20 protein-coding genes are annotated in these 22,177 nt (G+C 73.3%); 12 read left to right on the forward strand and 8 right to left on the reverse strand.

The features are described from left to right. Positions 1 to 8: 8 nt before the first annotated feature. Positions 9 to 377 (reverse strand): ArsR/SmtB family transcription factor, encoded by a 369-nt coding sequence (locus ACH4K4_RS00255; protein ID WP_398163724.1) that lies wholly within the window; start codon positions 375 to 377, stop codon positions 9 to 11. A gap of 315 nt (positions 378 to 692) precedes the next feature. Here ACH4K4_RS00255 and ACH4K4_RS00260 point away from each other — a divergent pair, with 315 nt between their 5' ends. Continuing rightward, positions 693 to 1,508: a hypothetical protein gene (locus tag ACH4K4_RS00260; protein ID WP_398163725.1), complete on the forward strand. Its 816-nt coding sequence runs from the start codon at positions 693 to 695 to the stop codon at positions 1,506 to 1,508. A 52-nt stretch (positions 1,509 to 1,560) separates the two neighbouring features. Here the strand turns inward: ACH4K4_RS00260 and ACH4K4_RS00265 are convergent, their stop codons facing one another. Then, complete coding sequence (locus tag ACH4K4_RS00265; protein WP_398163726.1) at positions 1,561 to 2,460, reverse strand: aminoglycoside phosphotransferase family protein; 900 nt, start codon at positions 2,458 to 2,460, stop codon at positions 1,561 to 1,563. Positions 2,461 to 2,532: 72 nt separating this feature from the next. Between ACH4K4_RS00265 and ACH4K4_RS00270 the strand changes: the two genes are divergently transcribed. Beyond that, a complete protein-coding gene (locus ACH4K4_RS00270; RefSeq protein WP_398163727.1) occupies positions 2,533 to 2,865 on the forward strand; it encodes a DUF6233 domain-containing protein in 333 nt (110 codons plus the stop codon). A 47-nt stretch (positions 2,866 to 2,912) separates the two neighbouring features. On the opposite strand, the gene ACH4K4_RS00275 is transcribed toward ACH4K4_RS00270, so the two are convergent. Beyond that, positions 2,913 to 4,292, reverse strand: coding sequence for a cytochrome P450 (locus tag ACH4K4_RS00275; protein WP_398163728.1), 1,380 nt, complete (start codon positions 4,290 to 4,292; stop codon positions 2,913 to 2,915). A 42-nt stretch (positions 4,293 to 4,334) separates the two neighbouring features. After that, complete coding sequence (locus tag ACH4K4_RS00280) at positions 4,335 to 5,159, reverse strand: SDR family oxidoreductase (RefSeq protein WP_398163729.1); 825 nt, start codon at positions 5,157 to 5,159, stop codon at positions 4,335 to 4,337. A 111-nt stretch (positions 5,160 to 5,270) separates the two neighbouring features. Between ACH4K4_RS00280 and ACH4K4_RS00285 the strand changes: the two genes are divergently transcribed. The 6 genes from ACH4K4_RS00285 to ACH4K4_RS00310 all read left to right on the forward strand — a co-directional run bounded on the left by ACH4K4_RS00285 (position 5,271) and on the right by ACH4K4_RS00310 (position 9,456). Beyond that, a complete protein-coding gene (locus ACH4K4_RS00285) occupies positions 5,271 to 5,633 on the forward strand; it encodes a hypothetical protein (RefSeq protein ID WP_398163730.1) in 363 nt (120 codons plus the stop codon). A gap of 70 nt (positions 5,634 to 5,703) precedes the next feature. Beyond that, entirely contained in the window at positions 5,704 to 5,991 is a 288-nt protein-coding gene (locus ACH4K4_RS00290) for a hypothetical protein (protein WP_398163731.1), read from the forward strand. A gap of 181 nt (positions 5,992 to 6,172) precedes the next feature. Further along, a complete protein-coding gene (gene ctaD, locus ACH4K4_RS00295; protein ID WP_398163732.1) occupies positions 6,173 to 7,885 on the forward strand; it encodes a cytochrome c oxidase subunit I in 1,713 nt (570 codons plus the stop codon). Next, positions 7,882 to 8,286 carry a cytochrome c oxidase subunit 4 gene (locus ACH4K4_RS00300; protein WP_398163733.1) on the forward strand — a complete coding sequence of 135 codons (405 nt, stop codon included), beginning with the start codon at positions 7,882 to 7,884 and terminating at the stop codon, positions 8,284 to 8,286. Before ctaD ends, ACH4K4_RS00300 begins: the two co-directional genes overlap by 4 nt. Before the next feature lie 76 nt (positions 8,287 to 8,362). Continuing rightward, positions 8,363 to 8,806 carry a hypothetical protein gene (locus tag ACH4K4_RS00305; protein WP_398163734.1) on the forward strand — a complete coding sequence of 148 codons (444 nt, stop codon included), beginning with the start codon at positions 8,363 to 8,365 and terminating at the stop codon, positions 8,804 to 8,806. Beyond that, positions 8,803 to 9,456, forward strand: a complete 654-nt coding sequence (locus ACH4K4_RS00310; RefSeq protein WP_398163735.1) for a hypothetical protein — start codon at positions 8,803 to 8,805, stop codon at positions 9,454 to 9,456. Before ACH4K4_RS00305 ends, ACH4K4_RS00310 begins: the two co-directional genes overlap by 4 nt. 12 nt (positions 9,457 to 9,468) lie before the next feature. On the opposite strand, the gene ACH4K4_RS00315 is transcribed toward ACH4K4_RS00310, so the two are convergent. From ACH4K4_RS00315 to ACH4K4_RS00325, 3 genes are all read right to left on the reverse strand, one after another. Beyond that, entirely contained in the window at positions 9,469 to 11,082 is a 1,614-nt protein-coding gene (locus ACH4K4_RS00315; protein WP_398163736.1) for a cytochrome bc complex cytochrome b subunit, read from the reverse strand. A gap of 39 nt (positions 11,083 to 11,121) precedes the next feature. Further along, a complete protein-coding gene (locus ACH4K4_RS00320; protein WP_398163737.1) occupies positions 11,122 to 11,487 on the reverse strand; it encodes a DUF6479 family protein in 366 nt (121 codons plus the stop codon). A 182-nt stretch (positions 11,488 to 11,669) separates the two neighbouring features. Further along, positions 11,670 to 12,086 carry a CBS domain-containing protein gene (locus tag ACH4K4_RS00325; RefSeq protein ID WP_398163738.1) on the reverse strand — a complete coding sequence of 139 codons (417 nt, stop codon included), beginning with the start codon at positions 12,084 to 12,086 and terminating at the stop codon, positions 11,670 to 11,672. A 149-nt stretch (positions 12,087 to 12,235) separates the two neighbouring features. Between ACH4K4_RS00325 and ACH4K4_RS00330 the strand changes: the two genes are divergently transcribed. Beyond that, positions 12,236 to 14,617, forward strand: a complete 2,382-nt coding sequence (locus ACH4K4_RS00330; RefSeq protein WP_398163739.1) for a GMC oxidoreductase — start codon at positions 12,236 to 12,238, stop codon at positions 14,615 to 14,617. Positions 14,618 to 14,642: 25 nt separating this feature from the next. On the opposite strand, the gene ACH4K4_RS00335 is transcribed toward ACH4K4_RS00330, so the two are convergent. Continuing rightward, positions 14,643 to 15,755 (reverse strand): alpha/beta hydrolase, encoded by a 1,113-nt coding sequence (locus ACH4K4_RS00335; RefSeq protein WP_398163740.1) that lies wholly within the window; start codon positions 15,753 to 15,755, stop codon positions 14,643 to 14,645. Between the two features lie 128 nt (positions 15,756 to 15,883). On the opposite strand from ACH4K4_RS00335, the gene ACH4K4_RS00340 reads away from it, so the two are divergent. The 3 genes from ACH4K4_RS00340 (at position 15,884) to ACH4K4_RS00350 (ending at position 22,174) form a co-directional block, all read left to right on the forward strand. After that, a complete protein-coding gene (locus ACH4K4_RS00340; RefSeq protein WP_398163741.1) occupies positions 15,884 to 18,877 on the forward strand; it encodes a helix-turn-helix transcriptional regulator in 2,994 nt (997 codons plus the stop codon). A 124-nt stretch (positions 18,878 to 19,001) separates the two neighbouring features. Continuing rightward, a complete protein-coding gene (locus tag ACH4K4_RS00345) occupies positions 19,002 to 20,942 on the forward strand; it encodes a multicopper oxidase family protein (RefSeq protein ID WP_398163742.1) in 1,941 nt (646 codons plus the stop codon). Between the two features lie 56 nt (positions 20,943 to 20,998). After that, entirely contained in the window at positions 20,999 to 22,174 is a 1,176-nt protein-coding gene (locus tag ACH4K4_RS00350; protein ID WP_398163743.1) for a 3-deoxy-7-phosphoheptulonate synthase, read from the forward strand. The last annotated feature ends 3 nt before the right edge of the window (positions 22,175 to 22,177 follow it).

The raw sequence follows: 22,177 nt of genomic DNA on the forward strand, positions 1-22,177 counted from the left end.
GGCGCCGGTCAGGCTGCGCCGCGCTCGTCCTGGAGCTGCGCCGCTTCCAGAACCCGTTCGAGCAGGCCGGGGAAGAGCTCGTCGAGGTCCGTGCGGCGCAGCGCGTTCATCTTGGCCGTACCGCGGTAGATCTGGCTGATGACGCCGTGTTCGCGCAGCACCCGGTAGTGATGGGTGCAGGTCGACTTGCTGACGGGCAGGTGGACGTCCGCGCAGGACAGTTCTCCCTGGGCCGCCGCGAGGCAGCGCACGATGCGCATCCGCATCGGGTCGGCCAGCGCGTGCAGGACGCCTTCGAGGCGGATCGCCGCGCGGTCAGGGTGGTCCAGGGCCCGGGCGCCGGGCCGGTCGGTCGCTGTCGTCGTGGTGGTCGGCATGGCAGCTCCTGGAAGTCGGCGCCGGACGGTCGGTTTCCAGCCGGGAGCTTCATTGTACGAGGAACGTCGTAATTTGACATCTCCGTTCCGCATCGAGCCGCCCGGATTCGGCCCCGGCCCGGCCCCGGCTGCTGACATGTCCTCAGCTCGTCGGGGCACCCGTGGCGAAGGAGTGAACTGGCGGTCACCTACGGGCCACAGGGGCCGGATGGGGAACGCGTGAGGTACGAGTGAGGGACGACTGACCACGAACGCCGCGGCCGCGACGCCGTCGCCGGCTCCCGTCGGAGGCTCGATGAAGAACAGGACCGGCTCATGACCGGCGCATGGTGGCCCCTTCCACGCAGGGAACGGAGGCTGCCGGGCCGCCCCCGGTGTCTGCCGGGCCCGGCCCGCGCGGCCACCGCTCCGGGACGTACGCCGGGACTGCCACTCCGTACGGGCCGGGCCCTCCTGGCGCAGTGGCACCGGGTCGCCGGTCCGACCTGGGCCTCGCTGTGCCACCGCCGCTTGGCCGCGGTGCCGCTGACGGCGGTGTCCACGGTCCTGGTCGTCGTCTGCCACGCCCTGGCCACGACGGACGCCGGCTCGCGCCTGGTGTGGGCGCTCGGCGGCGTACGGGCCGACGTACCGCTGTGGCTGGTGCTGCCGCGCCTGCCGCTGTCGCTGTTCGCTCCGGCGCCGGGGCTCCCGTGGTGGGGAGCGCTCGCCCAGGTGGTGGTGATCTTCGGGGTGGCCGAGTGCGTCCTCGGGGCGGTGCGGACGGCGGCCGTATCCCTGGTGGTCACGGCCGCGGCGACGCTGTTCGCCCGGTTCGTCCTCACCCTCGCGCCGCATCATCCGCTGGCGGTCTCGCCCGACGAAGCGCTGCTGGCCGACACCGGTCCGTCCGCCGCCGTGGTGGGGCTGCTCATCTGTCTCGGCTGGACCTGCCGTGCGCCCGTACTGCTCGTGGGTACGGTGCTGGCCTTCTCCCTGGAGACCGTCGTGACCTCGACGCTCTCCAGCCGTGCCCACCTGGGCGGCATCGCCGCCTCACTCGTGTTCGCGGCGGTGGCCTGCCGCTCCCCGGCCCGCGCCGCCGCCCCGCCCCCGGCACCGGCCCCGGCACCGGCGGGACGCGACGGCTGAGCGTCCTGGCCGATGGGAGCCGAGTGAACTTCTGAGGCTCGTCGCTCCGTGTCTACGGCAAACCTCTCAGAACACGATCGAGCGCCGCCCGGCCCGCGGGTCCCCATGCCGGCTTGCCGCCAGGAAGGCCACGGTCTCCGTTCCGGCCCATGAGCAAGAGGAACAGGCTTTTCAGAGCAGCCAGTCCGCGGGCGCGCCGGATCGTCGCCTCGTCGGCATGCGCGTACACGTCAAAGAACCGTGAGGCGGCGCCCGCGGGAAGGACCACCCATGCGGCCGCGAGGTCCCACGCCGGGTCGCCGGCGAACACGGCACCGAAGTCGATCACGCCCGCGAGCGTCCCGTCCGAGACGACGACGTTCGCCGGATGCAGGTCGCCATGCACCCAGAGCGGCGGCCCCTCCCACTCGGGCGCCGCGACGGCGTCGTCCCAGACGGCCCGGATGTCGTCGGCGAGGCCGTCTGGGGCCACGGCGTGGAAGAAGTGGTCGAAGCCGTCCGTGCACTTCTTGGGGTGGCCGCCGCGGTCCTCACTGATCGGCGCGTCAGCGGGGGCCTCCACGTGGAGCGCCCTGAGGAAGCCCGCCAGGGTGTCGGCCGCGTGGTCGCCGCGGCTGATCGAGGTGTGATCCAGCGGCTCGCCCGGAACCCACGTCATGATGGTCCAGGGCTTGGGGAAGCGCGCCGACGGCGCACCGGTCCGCACAGGGGTCGGGACCGGAAGCGGCAGGCGCGGAGCCAAGACGGGCAGCCACCGGCACTCCTTGCGCTGAAGGTCCGGGGCACTCTCTGTCCGCGGCATGCGCACGGCCAATTGGTCCCCAAGGCGCCAGACTTGGTTGTCCCAACCGCCCGCTATCTCGCGGATGGCCAGCCCTGCGAGGTCCGGATGCTGCTCCTGTAGAAGGTCGTGGACCAAGTCTGCGGTGATCTCGATCTCGGCGTCGGTCATGCGAAGCCACCGTACTGGAGCGGGCGGGGCGGGCCCGGACCGCCGGTGGAGCGAACGGCTAGAATCGAACTCGTGAGCGAATTGCCTCCGGATTTGACGCGCCTCCGCACCCTGGAGACATGGCTGCGCCTGCAGCTCGCGAACGTTCGCGCCCGGATCCAGCACCTCGAACAGCTGGAGCGCGACCGGCCCGCACCGGTCCGGCCGCCCCGGCCCGACTGGCTGCTGGAAACCGAACGTCTCGGCGGCCGCGACGGGCGCGCCGTCCGCGTACACGCCGGCGGGTGCGGACAGGTCGCCCGCGGCCGGGCCATCAGCCGCGAGCAGGCGGTCGACGCCCTCGGCCAGGGGGTGGAGGCATGCTACGGCTGCCGTCCGGACACCGAGCTGGGGATCCTCGGCTGAACGGCCGCGGCTCGCCCCGGCCCGGCCCGGCCGTAGCGGTACGGCCGCTACGGGCGCGGGCGCGCGCGCAAGGTCGCGATCAGCGGCACGGCCGGCTGGACGAGTATGCCGACCTTGTGGGCCGCTTCCTTCGGCATGTCGTCCAGGTGGAAACGCTGCGCCAGGGTGGCCAGCAGGAGAACCGCCTCCACCTGGGCGAACCGGGCGCCGAGGCAGCCGCGCGGGCCGCCGCCGAACGGGAACCAGGCGTGATCGGGGACCGCGTCCGGGGCGTCGGCGCTCCAGCGTTCGGGGCGGAAGGCCATGGGGTCGGGGAACCAACGCGGGTCCCGGTGGGTCGTCCACGGGCTGCACCACACCGTCGTACCGGCCGCGACGGCGCTCCCGCCCAGGGTGGCGCCCTCCTTGGCCACGGCGGGGATCACCCAGGCCGGCGGATACACCCGCAGGGCCTCCTTGACGATCTGCCGGGCCCAGGGCAGCCGCTCGTAGTCGTCCGCGGTGGGCGGCCGGCCGCCCAGGACCCGGTCCAGTTCGTCGTCCAGCCCGGCCCGCGCCTCCGGTGACCGCGAGAGCAGGTACCAGGTCCACGTCAGGGCGGTGGAGGTCGTCTCGTGGCCGGCCGCCCAGAGTGTCACCGCTTCGTCGCGTACCTCTGTGGCGGTGAGTAGGCGCCCCTCCTCGTCCCTGGCTTCGAGGAGGCGGGTCAGCAGGTCGTCGCCCGGCCCGCGCGTACCGCCGTCGGCGCCCTCCGGCCTCTTCCGCCGGGCGCTGATCAGCCGGTGCATCTCCGCGTCGATGGTGGCGACGGCGTCGAGCAGGCGCCGCCTGGACGGTGTGCGCACCCAGTCGGGCAGGAAGAGGGTGACGCCGCGCAGTTCGGCGGCGACCTCCCGTTCGGCGACCGCCATGGCGCCGGCGAGCGCGCGGGTACGGACGCCGAGGTCGTTGCCGAAGAGCGTGCGGAGGACGATGCGTTGGGTGATCGTCGTCATCTCGGCGTGGACGTCGATACGCTCGCCGTCGCGCCAGCGGGCGGCCGCCGCGAGCGCGCTGTCGATCATGGTGCGGGCGTGGGCGCGCACCTGGCGCGGGCGGACGGCCGGCTGGACCAGGCCGCGCTTGCGGCGCCAGTCGGCGCCCTTGCTGAGCATGACGCTCCCGCCGACGACCTGCTTGAACGCCCAGCCGATCTCCAGGAGGCCGAAAGCCTGGTCCCGGGCGCGGAGCAGTTCGGCGATGTGCTGCGGGTGGGAGAGGAACAGGCCGCGCCGCGGGCCCAGGAACCACGTCACGGCGTCCCCGTACTCGTCCCGTATCCGGGCCAGGAAGGCCAGCGGATCCCTGCCGAAGGCGGGCAGGTTTCCGAGCCACGGCAGACCGCGCGGGCCGGGCACGGGGCGGAGCGGAACGGTCGGCGCGTGCACGGTTCCTCCAGGTGTCGGTACGTCCGGTAGCGGGCGCCGGGTCTACTGCCGGAGGTCCCAGATGGCGGCCTGCTGCCGCTTCGCTCCCTCGATACGGTCCGCCGGAAGGAAGTTGCGGAAGAGGCCGGAGTCCTCCTCGGCGACCCGCACGAACAGCTCGACGATCTCCTCGGGGTCCTTCTGGCTCTCCCCGGTCATCCGGCCGTAGTCGTCGGCCAGCGTGACCTCGACGCCGAGGTCCGTGGTGAAGTGCCGCGCGGCGGCGGACTTCTCCGGATCGAGCCAGACGCGCAGCGCATCGCCCATCCGGTCGTTGAACCCGGTCTGGTACGGGCCCGGGTTGATGGTGCAGACGCTGACACCCAGCGGCTTGAGTTCGTCGTGCATGGCCTGGGCGATCGACTCGATGGCGTACTTGGACGCGCAGTACGGTCCGAGGTACGGGTTGGTCGTCAGGCCCGCGATGGACGACAGCCAGACGATGCGGCCGCTGCCGCGCCGCACCATCTGCCGGGCGAAGCCCTGGGCCAGCGCGAGGTTGCCGAAGACGTTGACCTCGAAGACCTGCCGGAACAGTGCCATCGGGATTTCGGACAGCGGGCCCATCTCGCCGATGGCGGCGTTGTTGAAGAGGACGTCCACGTCCCAGGCGTGGGCCTGGTCGCGGTGGAGCGCGTTGGTGACGTCCAGGTTCTCCACCTGCAGGCGGACACCGCGCCGGTCCGCCTCGGCGATCAGCCCGGTCATCTGGGGCCGGTTCTCGGCGGCCGCGATGACGTGGTGCCCGCGTCCGGCGAGCCGCAGGGCGGCGTCCCGGCCGAAGCCGGACCCCGCTCCGGTGATGAGGATGCGCTTGCTGCCGGCCATGACAGGGACCCTTTCCGTGGGCGGTGGCGCTCTTCGGTGACGCGTTCCGGACGGGAAACTCACCCGTTCGACGACATGCGCGCACAGTAGTCGAATCGTTACCCTTTGTGCATGAACCAAGGGGGTTGCGGGCCACGGCGGTCGATGGCGCGAGCCTGCGCCCTGGCGCTGATCGCCACCCTGGTCGCCCTGTGCGGTTCCCTGCCGGTGACCCTCGAACCCGCCAGCGGGCCCGAGAGCGCCGTATCCATGCCGGCCGAGCTCACCGCCGACGACACCTTCACCCAGGCGGCCGGGCCCCGGACCAGCCGGGCGGCCCGTACCGACCGCTCCCCCGCGGCCCGGCCCCTCACACCGTCGCCGCCGCACCACACCACTCATGCCGCCCGGCCCTTCGGCCGCCCTGCCGTTCCGCGGCCGGGTGTACGCAACGCCGCCAACTCCCGCGCGCACCACACCGTCCTGCGCTGCTGACCGGGACCGCGCCCCGCTCCGGCGAGGGCGCTCCCGGACCCACAGCAACGACCAGCAGGAGAGGTGCGTCATGCCCATCGATCCCCAACGCGCGCTGGAAGGCTATGTGCGCGCCCTGAGCTATTCCTCGCACGACCCCGGGCCGGAACACGACCCCGGGCCGAAACACGAGCCCGCCGCCAGCCCGGCCGGCACACCGCGGCCCGCTTCCGGGTCCGGCACCGCGGAGCCGGAACGCTCCGCGCCCACGCCCGTACCCGTACCGGCGCCCGCCGTCAGGAGCGGGCCCGGCATTCTGCTGCGGCTGCTGTCCCTGCGCCGCGCTCCGGCGACCGCCGAGGAGACCCGCCGGGTCTGAGCCGCGGCGGGTGTTCCCTGCGACGGCCGGACGCCCGCCGCCGCGCCGGTGCCCTCAGGTGCGGGGCACCGGTGCACCCTTCCGGGTGGCGGCGGCCCGCCCCGCCCCGTGGGCCCCGGGTTTCCGGCCGGGCTGATGCCAGGCTGAGGGCCGGTGTCACAACCCCGGCCGGGCGGAGGTCATGGTGGTCCAGGTTCAGCAGGGCACGCGTACGGAGGCCGCCGCGGCGCCCCGCGACACGGTGGGCCGCGCGGTGCGCCGCTGGCTGACGACGACGGACCACAAGGTGATCGGGAACCTCTACCTCGTCACCGCGTTCGGCTTCTTCCTGCTGGCGGGCGCGCTGGCGATGGTGATGCGCGCCGAACTGGCCAGGCCCGGCCTGCAGATCGTCAGCAACGAGCAGTACAACCAGCTCTTCACCATCCACGGCACGATCATGATGCTGCTGTTCGCGACGCCGATGTTCGCCGGCTTCGCCAACGCGGTGATGCCCTTGCAGATCGGCGCGCCCGACGTGGCCTTCCCCCGGCTCAACGCCCTGACGTACTGGCTGTTCCTCTGCGGCGGCCTGATGGTGGTGTCGGGGTTTCTCACCCCGCAGGGCGCCGCGTCCTTCGGCTGGTTCGCCTACGCCCCTCTCAACAGCGCCCTGCGCACCCCGGGCGCCGGCGGCGACCTGTGGACCATGGGGCTGGTGGTGTCCGGTCTCAGCACCACACTGGGCGCGGTGAACTTCATTTCCACGATCATGTGCCTGCGCGCCCCGGGCATGACCATGTTCCGGATGCCGATCTTCACCTGGAACGTGCTGTTCACGTCGATCCTGGCACTGCTGGCCTTCCCCGTGCTGACCGCCGCGTTCCTCGCCCTGGAGGCGGACCGGAAGTTCGGGGCGCACGTCTACGATCCCGCCAACGGCGGAGCGGTTCTGTGGCAGCACCTGTTCTGGTTCTTCGGGCATCCGGAGGTCTACATCGTCGCGCTGCCGTTCTTCGGCGTGATCACGGAAATCATCCCGGTGTTCAGCCGCAAGCCGGTGTTCGGGTACGTCGGGATGGTGGCGGCGACCATCGCCATCACCATGCTGTCGGCGACCGTGTGGGCCCATCACATGTTCGCCACGGGCGCGGTGCTGCTGCCGTTCTTCTCCCTGATGTCCTTTCTCATCGCCGCGCCGACGGGGGTGAAGTTCTTCAACTGGATCGGCACCATGTGGCGGGGCAGCCTGTCGTTCGAGACGCCGATGCTGTGGGCGGGCGGATTCCTGGTCACCTTTCTGCTCGGCGGCCTGAGCGGTGTGCTGATCGCGTCACCGCCGCTGGACTTCCACGTCACCGACTCGTACTTCATCGTGGCGCACCTGCACTACGTGCTGTTCGGGACGGTGGTCTTCGCGATGTTCGGGGGCTTCTACTTCTGGTGGCCGAAGCTGACGGGGCGGATGCTCGACGAGCGGCTGGGGAAAATCCACTTCTGGTCGCTGTTCGCCGGTTTCCAGTTGACGTTCCTGGTGCAGCACTGGCTGGGGTCGGGCGGGATGCCGCGGCGTTACGCCGACTACCTGGCCGCCGACGGATTCACGGCACTCAACACGCTCTCGTCCATCGGCGCTTTCCTGCTGGGGATTTCCACGCTGCCCTTTCTCTACAACGTGTGGCGGACGACGCGGTGGGCGCCGAAGGTGTCGGTGGACGATCCGTGGGGGTACGGCAGGTCCCTGGAGTGGGCGACCTCCTGTCCGCCGCCCCGGCACAATTTCCACACGCTGCCCCGCGTACGTTCCGACTCCCCCGCCTTCGACCTGCACCATCCGGAGGCATGGCGGCTGCCCGCCCAGGAGCGTGGCAGGACCCGGCCGACGCCCGATCCGCACGGGGAGCGTGGCGTATGAGAATCGAGGGGTTTCTCTTCGCCGGTGTGGCGGGTTTCTTTTTCGTGGCCGGCCTGGTCTACGCGGTGTGGTCGAAAGAACCGGCCGGGACGGCGGCACTGGCCGTCTCCTTTCTGATGTCCCTTCTGGTGTGCGGCTTTTGCGCGGTGAACCACCGCAAGAGAGGGGACCGGCCGGAAGACCGCAAGGACGCGGAAGTGCGGGACCGCTGCGGCGGGCTGGGCTTCTTCCCGCCCCGCAGCGGCTACCCCCCGCTGACCGGCCTGGCCGTGGCGCTGACGGCGCTGGGGGTGGTCTTCGGGCTGTGGCTGTTCGTCATCGGGGCCGGTCTGCTGGCGGCGGGTGTCGTCGGCATGGCGCTGGAGCTCCCGGACCGTGACGCTCGACACAATGCCCCGTGAAATGCCCCATGAATGCCGGGTATTTGGCGACAGGGAGCGCGTGGCATCCAGTGGATACGCATGTCACAGTCGGATCATGAAGAAGATCACGGCGCTCATGTCACCCGTCGCGGCAGCAACGATCCTCCTCGCCGGCGCCGCCGCGCCCGCGAACGCGGCACCGTATTGGAACAAGAAGGAAAGGTGCAGCGCGGTCGACCCCGACGGCCGGCAGATACCGACGCGCATCGGCAACGCCGAGTTCGGCTGGAACCACTTCACCGGCCGGCACAACATCCGCAAGTGCGATCTGCTGAACATTCCCATCGGCGGCAAGGTCGACAAGAAGGACGGGGCCAACCTCCAGTACGAAGGCGTCGCCTCGAACCGCCAGTACGGACGGGTGACCCTCATCGTCAAGGCCCGTTATGCGCGGAAGACGGACGACAAGCGTTACGACGCCGGGAAGGGGAATACGATCGGCGTGATCACCGCATACTGCAAGGGCATGCAGAAGTGCCCCAACTGGGTAAATCAGTGACGTACGAGCACGAAGAGATGGTGGAGCAGCAGGCCGACATCACGGGCCTGCTGCTCCACCACGTCTACGCACCCCTCGTCGAGGACCAGCACGTACGGGGTGTCCTCCCGGTGCCCCCCACGGCAGAGGCCGTGCGCGTCGTGCTCGGCGACAAGGACGAGTACGCCCCCGGCCGGCTCACCGCCTACGAGATCCCCCTGCGCGCGGGCGACGAACTGCGCACACCGCACGACGTCGCGGCCCTCCTGCGTACCGTCCACACGGGCACCCACATCTACCCTCGCGACAGGGTCGGCACCGTCATGGGGATGACCCTGTTCACCGTGGACCCCGCGACCGTGGTTCCGGCCCCCTTCACCAACGACGACTGGTCCCTCACGCTCCTGCGGTGTCTCGCCTTCCCCGCCACCGAGGAACACCCGCGGGCGCGTTTGTGCGGCTTCCTGTTCCTGGCCCCGGACCGGCTCCGCCTCTACCTCGGCACCGAGGAGGAGGCGCTCCCCGGGACGACAGCCGCCGACGTACGCCCCGGTGGCGCCCTCACGGCGCTGCTGGCGGCCTTGCCTTCGCTGCTCGACGAAGAGCGGCTCACCGCCACCGGCACCGACGACCCGCACTGTTCACGCGTGGTCGACCTCACCGACTGGTGACCGCGGGCCGGCTCACCCACGGGTGTCGCGGTGGTCCGGTCCCGCCGTGCGTTCGTCGATCCGGGCCCGCTGTTCGGGGGTGACCGGCAGTTCGACGCGGTCCCGGTAGTACCAGTTGCTCAGGGCCAGGCGCAGCCGCTGCCGCCGGGCCAGGCGTGCCGCGCCGGCGGGGCGGGGCAGCGGTTCGGGGATGTCGCGGACGAGCAGCCGGTGGCGGCGGTCGGCGGGGAGGGCGCGCCGTCCCTCGCCGAGGCCGCCGCACACGTCCTGGGTGACCTCGCCTGTCTCCTCCCCTTCCGTCAGGGCTTCCCGGTCCTCGCCCTGCAGCGCGAGGCAGATCCGTTTGGTGAGCATGAAGGCGAGTACCGGCCCTGCCACGAGGGCGATGCGGAAGAACCAGGTGAGGGCGTTGACGGAGACGCGGAAGCCGTAGGCGGTCACGTCGTTGCCGCCGGCGGCGAGGAGCACCGCGTAGAAGACGATTCCGGCGACGCCGAGGCCCGTACGCGTCGGGCGGTTGCGCGGCCGGTCGCACAGGTGGTGCTCGCCGCGGTCGCCGGTCACCCACTGCTCGCAGAACGGGTAGAGGTACAGGACGAGGAAGAACAGGCCGGGCAGGATCACCGCCGGGACGAGGACGCTCCACATGAGCGTGTGGCCCCACAGGTCGGTTTCCCACGGCGGCATCAGGCGCAGGGCGCCTTCCAGGAATCCGACGTACCAGTCGGGCTGGGCGTCGGTGGCGACCTGGTCCGCCCGGTACGGACCGTACTCCCACACGGGGTTGATCTGGGCCAGCGCGCCGAGGAGGGCGAGGACGCCGGAGACCGTGCAGAAAAGGCCCACGGACTTCGCGGTGAAGTGCGGGTACATGGGGCGGCCGACGACGTTGCGGTTGGTCCGGCCGCGCGCGTTCCACTGTGTGTGCTTGAGGTGGACGACGAGGATCAGATGGGCCGTGATCAGGGCGACCAGGATTCCCGGGACGAGCAGGATGTGCAGCCCGTAGAGGCGGTTGACGAGATCCGTGCCGGGGAATTCGCCGCCCCACAGGAAGAAACCCAGATAGGTGCCGACGAGGGGGACGGACAGCACGATCGTGTTCGCGGTGCGCAGGCCCGTACCGGAGAGCCCGTCGTCGGGCAGTGAGTATCCGGCGAATCCCTCCAGCATCGCCAGCATGAACAGGGTCACGCCGATGACCCAGTTGACTTCCCTGGGCCTGCGGAACGCGCCGGTGAAGAAGATCCGGAGCAGGTGGGTGCAGAGCGCGGCGATGAAGACGAGGGCCGCCCAGTGGTGGATCTGCCGGACCAGCAGGCCGCCCCGTACGTCGAAACTGATGCGCAGGGTGGAGGAGTACGCCTGGGACATGGGCAGCCCGGACAGCGGGGTGTGCCGCCCGTGGTAGACGGTCTGCGCCGTCACCGGGTCGAAGAAGAGGGTCAGGTACGTGCCGGTGAGGACGAGGACGAGAAAGGCGTAGAGCGCGAGTTCGCCGAGCAGGAAGGACCAGTGGTCGGGAAAGGCCTTGCGCAGCAGGGCCTTCGCCCCTTCGGCCGCGGGCAGGCGCCGGTCGAGCGCGTCGAAGCCGGTGAGCGCGCGTGCCGTGGTGCGGGCGGGCACCCGGGCTTTTCGGCGGCGGAGCACGACGGGCCGCCGGTCTCAGCCGTTGCCGAACGAGCCGCTCTTCCCCTCTTTCCACGGCGGGGGCTCGTCCGCGTTGCCGGGGCGGGTCCCGTACTCGCCCATGTCCCGCACACCGGGCGGCTCGTCCTCGTGGTTCTCGCGGGACACTCCGTCGGCCGCCCGTGCCGAGGTGCCGGTCCGGCCCCCTCTCTTCGCGTGCCGGGGTCCCGTGCGGGCGCGCGGCGGGCGGTCCTTGCGCGCCGCGCGGCGCCGGTATCCGTACACCACGGCCCCGATCAGCAGGAGCACGACGACGATGCCCGCGATCAGCGGGCCGACGCCGATGACCAGGTGGGAGGCGGCCGTCGGCGGTTCGACCGGCAGGGGCGCATCGAGAGACATGGGGGCTGATTACCCGTTAGGCCCGGATTGCCATCAAAAGCGCCGCCAATCGGGTGGGGCGGGCGGCCGGCGCGCCCGGGGCGGGCCGCGCCGCGCGCCGCCCGCCCGGGTGCCTCACCGCTGCCGGGCACCGGCCTCGCGCAGGACGTCGACGTCCGGCTTCGTCATGCCGGGCGGCGCTCTCAGTCGGTGGAGAGCGCTTCGAGGAGGTCGCCCGCCTTCGAGTCGGGCAGGGCGCGGGCGACGTCGGCCAGGGCGACCATGCCGACGAGGCGGTGGCCGTCGATCACCGGCAGGCGCCGGACCTTGTGCTGGGTCATGGTCGCGAGGATCTCGTCGGCGCCGTCGTCCGCGCCGATGGTCACGGCTTCGCCCTGGGCCAGTTCGCCGGCCTTGGTCTGCGCGGGGTCCTTGCCTTGGCCCAGCACCTTGACGACGATGTCGCGGTCCGTCAGGACGCCCTTGAGCCGGTCGTCCGTACCGCAGATCGGTACCGCTCCGACGCCGAGGTCGGTGAGCTTGCGGGCCGCGTCGAGGACGCTCTCCTCGGCGCCGACGCATTCGGCGCCGGGGGTCATGATGTCGCGTGCGGCAGGCATGGGGTTCCGCCTTCCTTTTCGAGAGTCGTGCAGGTGAGTGCGTGCCCGCGGAGCCGCGGTCCGTGGATACGGGTGTCCCGGCTCCGGGACCAGCATCCGCGTTCCCGTCTGCCGGGATCCCTAACGTGAAGCCGGCGGGATTGGGCCGGATGCCGGGTGCCGCGGGCGGCGAGACGCCGTTCGCGACCTACTGGGAAGGCCGGCCGCCGCACCGCGCGGCGGCCGCTGCCGAGCTGGGAGGACGGGCCGTGGGCAAGGCGTCGGTGACGAACGGGACGGGGCCGCCCGAACGGGTCGACGCGCTGGTCGTCGGTTCCGGTTTCGGCGGGTCCGTGGCGGCCTGCAGGCTCGCGGAGGCGGGACTGTCCGTCGTCGTCATGGAACGCGGCCGGGCCTACCCGCCGGGGAGCTTCCCCCGTACGCCGGCGGAGCTGGGGCGCGCCCTGTGGGATCCGGGCGAGGGGCTGTACGGGCTGTTCGACGTCTGGCGCTTCCGTGGCTGCGACTCCCTCGTCTCCAGCGGGCTGGGCGGCGGTTCGCTGATCTACGCCAACGTGCTGCTCCGCAAGGAAGCGCACTGGTTCGTGCAGCGGGAGGAACTGCCCGGCGGCGGGCACGAGTCCTGGCCGCTGACCCGGGCGGACCTCGATCCGCACTACGACGCGGTGGAGGCGGTGCTGCGCCCGGTCCCGTACCCGGTGGACGCCGAACCGTACGCCGGGACCCCGAAGACCCGGGCGCTGCGGGACGCGGCCGAGCGGGCCGGGCTGCCGTGGTCCCCGGCCCCGCTCGCCGTCAGCTTCTCGCCCGGTCCCGGCGCGCCGCCCGGCCCGGGACTGCCGCTGGCGGACGCCCCGTACGGCAATCTGCACGGCGTGCCGCGCAGCACCTGCGGGCTCACCGGCGCCTGCGACTTCGGCTGCAACAACGGCGCGAAGAACACCCTCGACCACACCTACCTGTCCGCCGCCCGCCAGCACGGCGCCGATCTGCGGACCGGGCACCAGGCCGTGACGGTGGAGCCGCTGGGCAGCGGCTACCGCGTCGGGTACGTCGTGCACGACACCGACGGCGGCGCGGTACGGACCGCCGACCTGCCCCGGCGCCACATCGACTGCGACCGCCTGGTGCTGGCGGCCGGCACGTACGGCACCGTGCACATGCTGCTGAGCAACCGGGCGCGGCTGCCGGGTCTCGGTCCGGCGCTGGGCACCCGGTTCTGCGGCAACGGCGACCTGCTGACCTTCCTGTACGGCCGCCGGGACGCGCCCGTGCCGCGGCCCGACCAGGGGCCGGTGATCACCGGTGTGGTCGGTGTGCCGGGCGCGGCGGACGGCGGTACGGGCCGGGGGCACATCGTCCAGGACGGCGGCTATCCGGGCTTTCTGAACTGGCTGGCGGAGGGCGTGCGGCTCGCCGGGGGCGCCGGCCGGCTGGCCGCGTTCGCCGCCGGCCGCGCGCTGGACCGTGCCCTCGGTTCGCCGGACGGCAACATGTCCGGCGAGATCGCCGCGCTCCTCGGGCCGGGCGGGGGCTTCCCCGGGGTGCTGCCGCTGCTGGGGGTGGGCCGGGACGTGCCCGACGGGGTGATGGGGCTGCGGGACGGCCGGCTGGACATCCGGTGGACCACGGCCACCAGCCGGGCGTACTACGAAGGGGTCCGCACCACGATGCGGCAGCTCGCCGCCGGGATGGGGGCGGGGTACCTGGACAACCCGATCTGGTGGTGGCGGCGGGTCGTCACCGTCCACCCGGTGGGCGGCGCGCCCATCGGCGACCGGCCGGAGGAGGCCGTGTGCGACCCGTACGGCGAGGTGTTCGGGCACCCGCGCCTGTACGTGGCGGACGCGGCGGCGCTGCCGGGCCCGGTCGGCGTCAACCCGTCGCTGACCATCGCGGCGCTGGCGGACCGGATGTGCACCCGGCTGCTGGAGAACCGGCCGCCCCGGCGGGCGCACCGGCCGGCCCCGGCGCCCGCGACGGCCCTGTCGTTCGCCGAGGTCATGCGCGGGGCGCTGGCCGACGGGCCGGGGCTGACCCTGCGCCTGACCATCACCGTCGACGACGTCGACGCCTTCGTCGACGCGCCGGACCACCGGGCGGCCGCGCGCGGCGAGGTGGACTGCGAGGCGCTGGGCGGCCGGCTGCCCGTGCGGCAGGGCTGGTTCAACCTGTTCGTGCCGAGCGGGCTGCCGGGGCGCCGGCGCATGCTGTACCACCTGCATCTGGACGGTCCGCGGGGACGAGAGCTGACGCTGACCGGCCGCAAGGAGGTGGGCGACGATCCGGGGCCCGATCTGTGGGCGGACACGACCACGCTGGCCGTGGAGATCCGGCGCGGGCGGTTCGGCCCCGGCGAGGAGCCCGTACAGGCGCCGCTGTGCTCCGGCGTGGTGCGCGTGGGACGCCTGGACTTCGTCCGGCAGCTCGCCTCGATGCGCGCGACGGGCCCCGCGCCCTTCGCCGCCCTGTCCCGGTTCGGCCGCTTCTTCGCCGGGGAGCTGTGGGACGTGTACGGGCCGGGGCGGTAGCGGCCGGGCAGCGGTGGCGGCCCGCTCACCCCGCGTGTTCCGCCAGGAAGTCCGCCAGGTGGGGAAAGACGTCCCGCGCGCTGTCCTTGCCCATGAAGACGTCCTGGTGGCCGTACCCGGGAAAGAGGCGCAGCCGGGACAGGCCGGGGGCGCGGGCCGCCAGTTCGCGCTGGCAGGCGGGGTTGGAGGCGGCCATGACGCGGTTGCGGTCGCCGGTGGTCAGCAGCAGCGGAGTGGTGATGCCGGACGCCGCCTCCAGGTAGTCGTCCGGGAGGTCGCGGTACGCCGGGTCGCCGGGCCGGTACTTGACGGCACGGCCGGCCCGTACCATCGCCCGGATGTGCCGGTAGTAGTGCACGCCGGTCGCGCCGAACAGGTCCGGGATGCGGTCGTGCGTCACCGGCGACATCCGCGCGTGGTCGTACAGGGCGGGCCGCCCGGAGCCCCACATGGCGCTCACCATGTGGCAGGACGGGGCGCGGCATTCGGGGTGGAACAGCGAGACCAGGCGGGCGATCATGCGGCCGCGGGTGAACGGGGCGTCCTGCGGCCAGGCGGGGTTGAGGTAGGGCAGGCCGAGCACGTACTCGGTCAGGCCGGGGACGACCCGGAGCTTGCACCGGGACCACAGGGGCGGCCGCAGGACCAGCGCGGAGCTGTTGACCACCGCGCTGGTGACGTCCGTGACGAGGCCGGCGGCCAGGCTCATCGCGAAGGTCACCCCGCCCAGGCAGTGCGCGATCACATGCAGCCGGGGTGCCGTGCCGAGGTGCGCCCGGACCTCGGCGAACGCGGCCGGGAAGTCGTACAGGGCGACGTCGTCGAGGGTGAAGCGGTGGCAGGCCAGGTCGTACGGGAAGCGGTTGCTCATGCGGTGGTCGAGGGCCCAGACGTCGGTGAAGCCGTGGTCGAGCAGGTAGCCGGTGAGGTTGTCGTGCTCGGGCATGACGAACATGTCGCTCGACGTGGTGAGGCCGTGCACGAGCAGCACCGCGTCCGTGGGCGCCGCGCCGCCGGCCGGTGCGCGGCGGTAGCGGGTCAGGGTCAGGCCCAGCCCGTCGCCGGTCGCGAACGGGTGCACGGTGACCTCGGCGTCGTGGACGCCTTCGCTGGTGAACAGGGGGATGCGGCGCTGCATCGGCTCCAGCCTCCTCGGTCCCCACCGTTCGAAGAATTGCCCGGATAGTCCGTATCGACCAAAATATTCTATTGGAGCGCCCTCCGCCGTTCACCCGCCCGCCCCCTCAACGGAAACCGGCCCGCCCGATGCCCGACAGCTCCGCACCGCCCCACGGCAACCGCGCGCTCGTCGGCCGGGCGGAGGTCGTACGGCTCCTCGGCACGGAGGCCGGGCGGGCCGCCAAGGGCGAATTCCGGCTCGTGGAACTGACCGGGGACCCGGGCGCCGGCAAGACCAGGCTGCTCGGCGAGACGGCCGCCGCCGCGCTCGCGCACGGGCTGACCGTGCTGCGCGGCCGGGGCACGGAGTACGAGAACGACGTGCCCCTCTCCCTCGCCGTCGACGCCCTGGACGACGAGGTCGAGAGCCGGTCGGAGCAGGTGCGGGAGGCGCTGGACCCGGAAAGCGCACGGCTGCTCGCCGACGTCTTCCCGGCGCTGTCGGCGGCCCGTCCGGTGCCGGACCCGGCGGCGGCCCCCAGCACCGGCCTCAACCGCTACCGCGTGCACCGTGCCGTACGCCTCCTCCTGGAAACGCTGGCCGAGCCCGGCGGCCTGGCGGTCCTCCTGGACGACGTCCACTGGGCGGACGAGGGCTCGGTGGAGCTGCTCTCCCACCTCGCGCGGCACGCGCCGCGCGGGCCTCTCCTGCTCGCCGTCACCTACCGCACCCGGCAGGCGGGCCCCCGGCTCACCGCGGCCCTCGCCGACGCCGCGCCGGGCCTGCGGACCCGTATCCAGGTGGCGCCGCTCACCCTCCAGGAGGCCGGGGAGTTCCTCGGGCCGTCCGTCGGCGCCCGGCGCCGCCGCGCCCTGTACGAGGCCAGCGGCGGCAACCCGCTCTATCTGGAGGCGCTGGCCCGCTCCGCGCCGGCCGCCCTCACGTCCCCCGTGGAGGCCGCCGCGCCGGCCGACGGGGACGGCACCCTGCTGCCGGGCGCGGTGCGCGAGGCCCTGGCCGCCGAGCTGGCCGCGCTCCCGGAGGGCGCGCGGCTGGCCGCCCAGGCCGCCGCCACGCTCGGGGACGAGTTCGAGCCCGGCATGGTGGCGGTGGCCGCCCTGACGACCGAGGCCGAAGCGCTGGCGGCCCTCGACGAGCTGGTGGTGCGCGACGTGGTGCGGTGCGCCCCGGCACCGGGGCGGTTCCGCTTCCGCCACCCGGTCGTCCGGCACCTCGCGTACGCGTCCTCCGGCGCGGGCTGGCGGGTCGCCGCGCACGCGCGGGTGGCCGCCGCCCTGGACGAGCGCGACGCGCCCACCGTCACCCGCGCCCGCCACATCGCCCGCTCCGCCCGGTTCGGCGACCGGCTGGCCGTCGGCGTGCTCGTCGAGGCCGCCCGCGCGACCGCGTACCAGTCCCCCGCCACCGCCGCGCAGTGGCTGCGTACGGCACTGGACCTGCTCCCCGAAAAGCCCGGCGCGACCGCGGGCGGGCCCGCCGCCGACCGGCTGTCCCTGCTCGTGGAACTCGCCCGCCTCCAGGGAGTGGGCGGCCGGCTCGTGCAAGGCCGGGACACCGCACTGGAAGTGCTGCGGCTGCTCCCGCCGGACGCCTGGGCGCAGCGGGCCCGCGCCGCCCGGTTCTGCGCGATCCTGGAGCGGCTGCTGAACCGGCAGGAGGAGGGCCGGGCCCTGCTCCGCGCGGAGCTGGGCCGGGTGCCGCCGGAGCACGCGGCGGACGCGGTACCGCTGCACCTCCAGCTGATCGGCGACAGCCTCATCCGCGCCGACTTCCGCGCCGCGGCCGGACAGCTGGACCGGCTGACCGCCGTCCTGTCCGGGGCGGGCGGCGGCGCCGGGGCGGCCGGTGGCGCGCCCGACGACTGGGTGCCGCTCGTGACGCTCCGGCTCGGCTGCGCGTACGGCGCCGGCGAGCTGGCAGCCGCGTACGACCTGGCGGCCCGGGCCGAACGGCTGACCGAGGAGGCCACCGACGCCGAACTGGCCCCGTGGCTGGAGTCGCTGTCCTTCCTGTGCTGGATCGACGCGATGATGGGCCGGCTGCCGCAGGCCGCCCGCATGGTCGAGCGGAGTCTGGCCATCGCCAACGCCACCGGCCAGAGCTATCTGTCGCCCTGGATCCTGACCGCGCAGGCGTTCACGTACGGCCGCACGGGCCGGCTCGCGGACGCCGTGGACCGGGCCGAGGACGCGGTGGACGCCGCGCGGCTGCTCGGCTCGGACGAGTGCGTGGCCCTGGCGCTCGCCGTGAAGTCCCTGATGGTCCGCTGGACGGGCGAGAACGGTGCGGCGCTGGCCCTGGCCGACGAGGCGATCCGGCACGCGGACGGCCGCCGGGAGTGGTGGGCGCGGCTGGGCGTCGTCGGCCGCGGGCTGGCCCTGGCCGGGCTGGGGGAGGTGGACGCGGGCGGCACGGAGGTGCTGGCCGCGTGCGACGCGTTCGTCTCCCCGCTGCTGGAGCGCAGCTGCCTGCTGGTGTGCTGCGACGCCATGGCCGACGCGGAGGCCGAGCGCGGGCGGCCGGAGGCGGCGGCGCGCTGGGCGGACCGGGCCGAAGCGGTCCCGGGCGGCGGTGCGGACTCGGGGCACGGGGCGCTGGCGCGTGCCCACGCGGAGCAGGAGGGCGACCCGGCCGCGGCGGCGCGCGGCGCCGTCCGGGCGGCGGAGCTGTTCGAGGCGGCGGGCGAGCGGCTGTTCGCCGCGCAGGCGTGGCTGCGGGCCGGCACCGCGCACGCCCGCTGCGGGCAGAAGCCGGCGGCGCGTACGGAGCTGGCGCGGGCGGCGGAGGTGTTCGGCTCGTGCGGGGCACTGGGGCTGCACGCGCGGACCGTGCGGGAACAGCGGCGGCTGGGCGTGCGGACCAGACGGCCGGCGGCGCGGTCGGACGGAGGGCTGTCGCGGCGCGAGGCGGAGGTCGCCGAGCTGGTCCGGCAGGGGTTCAGCAACCAGGCGATCGCGGAGCGGCTGTTCCTGAGCCCGCGGACGGTCGAGACGCATGTGGCGCACGTCTTCGCGAAGCTGGGGGTGTCGTCGCGGGCGGCGGTGGCGGGGCGGCTGGCGGACGCCGGGGGCCGGGGGCCTGAGCCGGCCGGGGCCGGTGGGCCGCCCGGGGCTCAGTAGCGGGGGCCGCCGGGTCCGTACCGGTTCAGTACTGGGGCAGGTGTTTTCCCCGATGTGGCGGGGGTTCGCCGAGGCGCACGGTGAAGGAGTCAATCCAAGCACCGCCCGGAAAAGAGCCCCCGAAATGCCCGAGCTCATCGAAACCGTCACCGAACCGGCCACCGCACCGGCCGAGCCGGTTCTCCCGACCGCATCCGCTCCCGCTCCCCCGGCCGCCGCCCCGGCGGTCACCGCCCCGCAGCCCCCGGCGGCCCCGGCCCTGGAGCCGTTCCTGGACCCGTTGCGCATCCCGCCGGTCCTGCGGCCCGAGACCGACCCGGAGACCGGCCGCGCCGAGCTGACCGTACGGACGCAGCCCGTCCGCGTCTCCTTGCACTCGCAACTCCCCCCATCGCTGATGTGGGCGTACGAGGGCCAGGTCCCCGGCCCCACCATCGAGGTGCGGCGCGGCACCCGGCTGCGGGTGTCCTGGGCCAACGGGCTGAGCGGCCCGTACCCCCTGGTCAAGGTCGAGACGCGGGTGCCGGCGAACATCATGCGCCCCGGCTACGACCCGGAGGCCGACACCTTCGACCGCCGGGTGCCGGGGCTGCCGCCCTGGACGGTGGTGCACCTGCACGGCGCGCGGACCGGCGGAGTCAACGACGGCTGGACCGACAACGCCGTCCCGCCCGGCGAGACCCAGCTGTCCGAGTACCTCAACGACCAGGCGTCCTGCACCCTCTGGTACCACGACCACGCCATGAACATCACCGCGCTGAACGTGATGACCGGGCTGGCCGGCATGTACTGGATACGGGACGGCGAGGAGAAGGCGCTCGGGCTGCCGGACGACACCCGCGAGATCCCCCTCGTACTGTGCGACCGCAACGTGGACACCGACTGGAAGGGACGACCGACCGGTGTGCTGATGCACAAGGTCCTGCGGGACGACGAGGACGTGCCCCGGCCGTTCTTCGGCCCGTACAACGTCGTCAACGGCGTCGTCCAGCCGCACCTGGAGGTGGCCGCGCGCTGGTACCGCTTCCGGATGGTCAACGGCTCCAACGCCCGCTTCTTCACCCTGCGGCTGTGCCACGAGGACGGCACGCCGGTGGACCGGGAGCTGGTCGACCGGGCCTTCCACCAGATCGGCACGGACAGCGGCCTGCTGCCCGAGCCGCAGGCGCTGCCGGAGCAGGGCCTGACCCTGGCGCCCGGCGAACGCGCCGACGTCCTGGCCGACTTCTCCGTCCTCAAAGGCCTGCGCGTCCACTGGGCCGACGCCGCCACCAACCCGCCGGGCCCCGCGCCCTCGCCCGAGGTGCTGCAGTTCCGCGTCGCGGACGAGGCGGCGGACGACCCGTTCACGCTGCCCGGCCGCCTCAGCCCGTCCTACGTACGGCTGAGCCACGCCACCGCCCCCGACCACGAGCACCGCTGGGTCGTGCTGACCCCGCCCGCCGCGACCGGGATGCCGATGATGTGGGAGATGGAGACCGTCGAGGACGCCTCGTCGGTGCAGGTCCCCAGCGACGGCATCGTGCAGGTGCAGCGCCCGGGGCGGCCCCTGCTGACCCTGCGCCGGGTCGCCGAGACGTTCAACGACACCACGACGTTCATGGCCCGCGAAGGCGGCTGGGAGCAGTGGAACGTGCTGAACCTGGGCGGGCCCGTGCACCCCTTCCACATCCACCTGATCCGCTTCCAGGAGACCCGTCGGCAGAACTACGACGCCCGCGGTTTCCAGCGGCTGCTGCGCGCCGACGGCACGGTACGCGGCCACGGCACCGTCACCCCCGTCACCTTCACGGAGGACCTGCCCGTCACGGGCGCCGACCTCGGCTGGAAGGACACCGTACGGGTCGGCGACACCCGGCCCGCGCCCGCCGGGTCCGGCCAACTGGTCTCCGTACTGGGGCAGTTCGACGGCGGATCCGGCCGCTACATGTACCACTGCCACATCCTCGAACACGAGGACGAGGCGATGATGCGCCCGTTCACGGTCATGCCCGGCGTGGTGATGGACATGCACCCCGGCATGCACGGCGGCGGCCACGGCACCGGCCACGGAGGTCACCGATGACGCCCTCCCCCGCCCACCGGTCCGGCCCGCGCCCCACCCCGAAGGAGCGAACCACCATGAACACACCGACCGACACCCCGCGCATCCGCCACCGCGACGGACGCCGGATACGCGCCACCGGCGGCCAGACCCGCGTCCTGCCCGCGGAGAGCCCGGCCGAACTGGCCGAGCGGCTGCCCCTCACCTACCACGCGGCCCACACCGTGATGACCGCCCGGCACGACATCGTGCGGGTCCTGGACGGCCGGGACGACCGGCTGCTGGCCATCGTCGGGCCGTGCTCCGTACACGACAGGGCGGCCGCCCTCGACTACGCGTCCCGGCTGCGGGAAGCGGCGGCCGGGCTGGCCGACGACCTGCTCGTGGTGATGCGCGTCTACGTGGAGAAGCCGCGCTCCTGCCTCGGCTGGCCCGGCCTGGTCGGCGACCCCGGCCTGGACGGCGGCGCGGACGTCGGGCGCGGCCTGGCCGAGGCCAGGTCCCTGATGCTCGACATCTCCGAGTCCGGCCTCCCGGTGGGCTGCGAATGGGTCAACCCGGTCACCACGGCTTACCTGTCGGACACCGTCGCCTGGGGCTCCATCGGGGCCCGCACGGCGGCGAGCCAGGTGCACCGGGACCTGGCCAGCGGCCTGCCGATGCCCGTCGGCGTCAAGAACGGCACCGACGGTTCGGTCCAGGTCGCCGTCGACGCGGTACGGGCCGCCGCCGCACCGCACAGCTTCCTCGGCGCTTCCGGCGCCGGACCGGTGGCACTGCTGCGCACCAGCGGCAACCCGCACTGCCACGTCGTCCTGCGCGGCGGCGCCGAAGGCCCCAACTACGGCGCGGCGCACGTCCGCCGGGCCGCGCGGCTGCTCGCCGGCGCCGGACTGCCGGCCAGGGTCGTCGTGGACGCCAGCCACGGCAACAGCGGCAAGCAGCACGAACGGCAGCACGCGGTGGCCGAAGACCTCGCGGTCCGGGTCGCCGACGGCGACACCACGGTGCGCGGCGTGCTCCTGGAGAGCTTCCTCGCACCGGGGCGGCAGGAACCCGGCGGCCGCCCGCTGGTCTTCGGGCAGAGCGTCACCGACGCGTGCATCGGCTGGGGCGAAACCGCCCAGCTGCTGCGGGAGCTGGCGGGGGCGGCACGCGCCCGCCGCCGCGCCTCCTGCCCCGGCCCCCGCCGGAAGGCGGCGGAACCGGATTCCGCCGCCCACGGCGCCACCCCCTTCACGGAGAGGTCCTGAACC

The organism is Streptomyces sp. NPDC017529, from assembly GCF_044329785.1.
Classification (GTDB): domain Bacteria; phylum Actinomycetota; class Actinomycetes; order Streptomycetales; family Streptomycetaceae; genus Streptomyces.

What these genes read in the sequence shown, in the direction of transcription:
- ACH4K4_RS00255 (WP_398163724.1), bottom strand. Translation starts at nt 377, where the DNA reads ATGCCGACCACCACGACGACAGCGACCGACCGGCCCGGCGCCCGGGCC.
- ACH4K4_RS00260 (WP_398163725.1), top strand. Translation starts at nt 693, where the DNA reads ATGACCGGCGCATGGTGGCCCCTTCCACGCAGGGAACGGAGGCTGCCG.
- ACH4K4_RS00265 (WP_398163726.1), bottom strand. Translation starts at nt 2,460, where the DNA reads ATGACCGACGCCGAGATCGAGATCACCGCAGACTTGGTCCACGACCTT.
- ACH4K4_RS00280 (WP_398163729.1), bottom strand. Translation starts at nt 5,159, where the DNA reads ATGGCCGGCAGCAAGCGCATCCTCATCACCGGAGCGGGGTCCGGCTTC.
- ACH4K4_RS00285 (WP_398163730.1), top strand. Translation starts at nt 5,271, where the DNA reads ATGAACCAAGGGGGTTGCGGGCCACGGCGGTCGATGGCGCGAGCCTGC.
- ACH4K4_RS00290 (WP_398163731.1), top strand. Translation starts at nt 5,704, where the DNA reads ATGCCCATCGATCCCCAACGCGCGCTGGAAGGCTATGTGCGCGCCCTG.
- ctaD (WP_398163732.1), top strand. Translation starts at nt 6,173, where the DNA reads ATGGTGGTCCAGGTTCAGCAGGGCACGCGTACGGAGGCCGCCGCGGCG.
- ACH4K4_RS00300 (WP_398163733.1), top strand. Translation starts at nt 7,882, where the DNA reads ATGAGAATCGAGGGGTTTCTCTTCGCCGGTGTGGCGGGTTTCTTTTTC.
- ACH4K4_RS00305 (WP_398163734.1), top strand. Translation starts at nt 8,363, where the DNA reads ATGAAGAAGATCACGGCGCTCATGTCACCCGTCGCGGCAGCAACGATC.
- ACH4K4_RS00320 (WP_398163737.1), bottom strand. Translation starts at nt 11,487, where the DNA reads ATGTCTCTCGATGCGCCCCTGCCGGTCGAACCGCCGACGGCCGCCTCC.
- ACH4K4_RS00325 (WP_398163738.1), bottom strand. Translation starts at nt 12,086, where the DNA reads ATGCCTGCCGCACGCGACATCATGACCCCCGGCGCCGAATGCGTCGGC.
- ACH4K4_RS00330 (WP_398163739.1), top strand. Translation starts at nt 12,236, where the DNA reads ATGCCGGGTGCCGCGGGCGGCGAGACGCCGTTCGCGACCTACTGGGAA.
- ACH4K4_RS00335 (WP_398163740.1), bottom strand. Translation starts at nt 15,755, where the DNA reads ATGCAGCGCCGCATCCCCCTGTTCACCAGCGAAGGCGTCCACGACGCC.
- ACH4K4_RS00340 (WP_398163741.1), top strand. Translation starts at nt 15,884, where the DNA reads ATGCCCGACAGCTCCGCACCGCCCCACGGCAACCGCGCGCTCGTCGGC.
- ACH4K4_RS00345 (WP_398163742.1), top strand. Translation starts at nt 19,002, where the DNA reads ATGCCCGAGCTCATCGAAACCGTCACCGAACCGGCCACCGCACCGGCC.
- ACH4K4_RS00350 (WP_398163743.1), top strand. Translation starts at nt 20,999, where the DNA reads ATGAACACACCGACCGACACCCCGCGCATCCGCCACCGCGACGGACGC.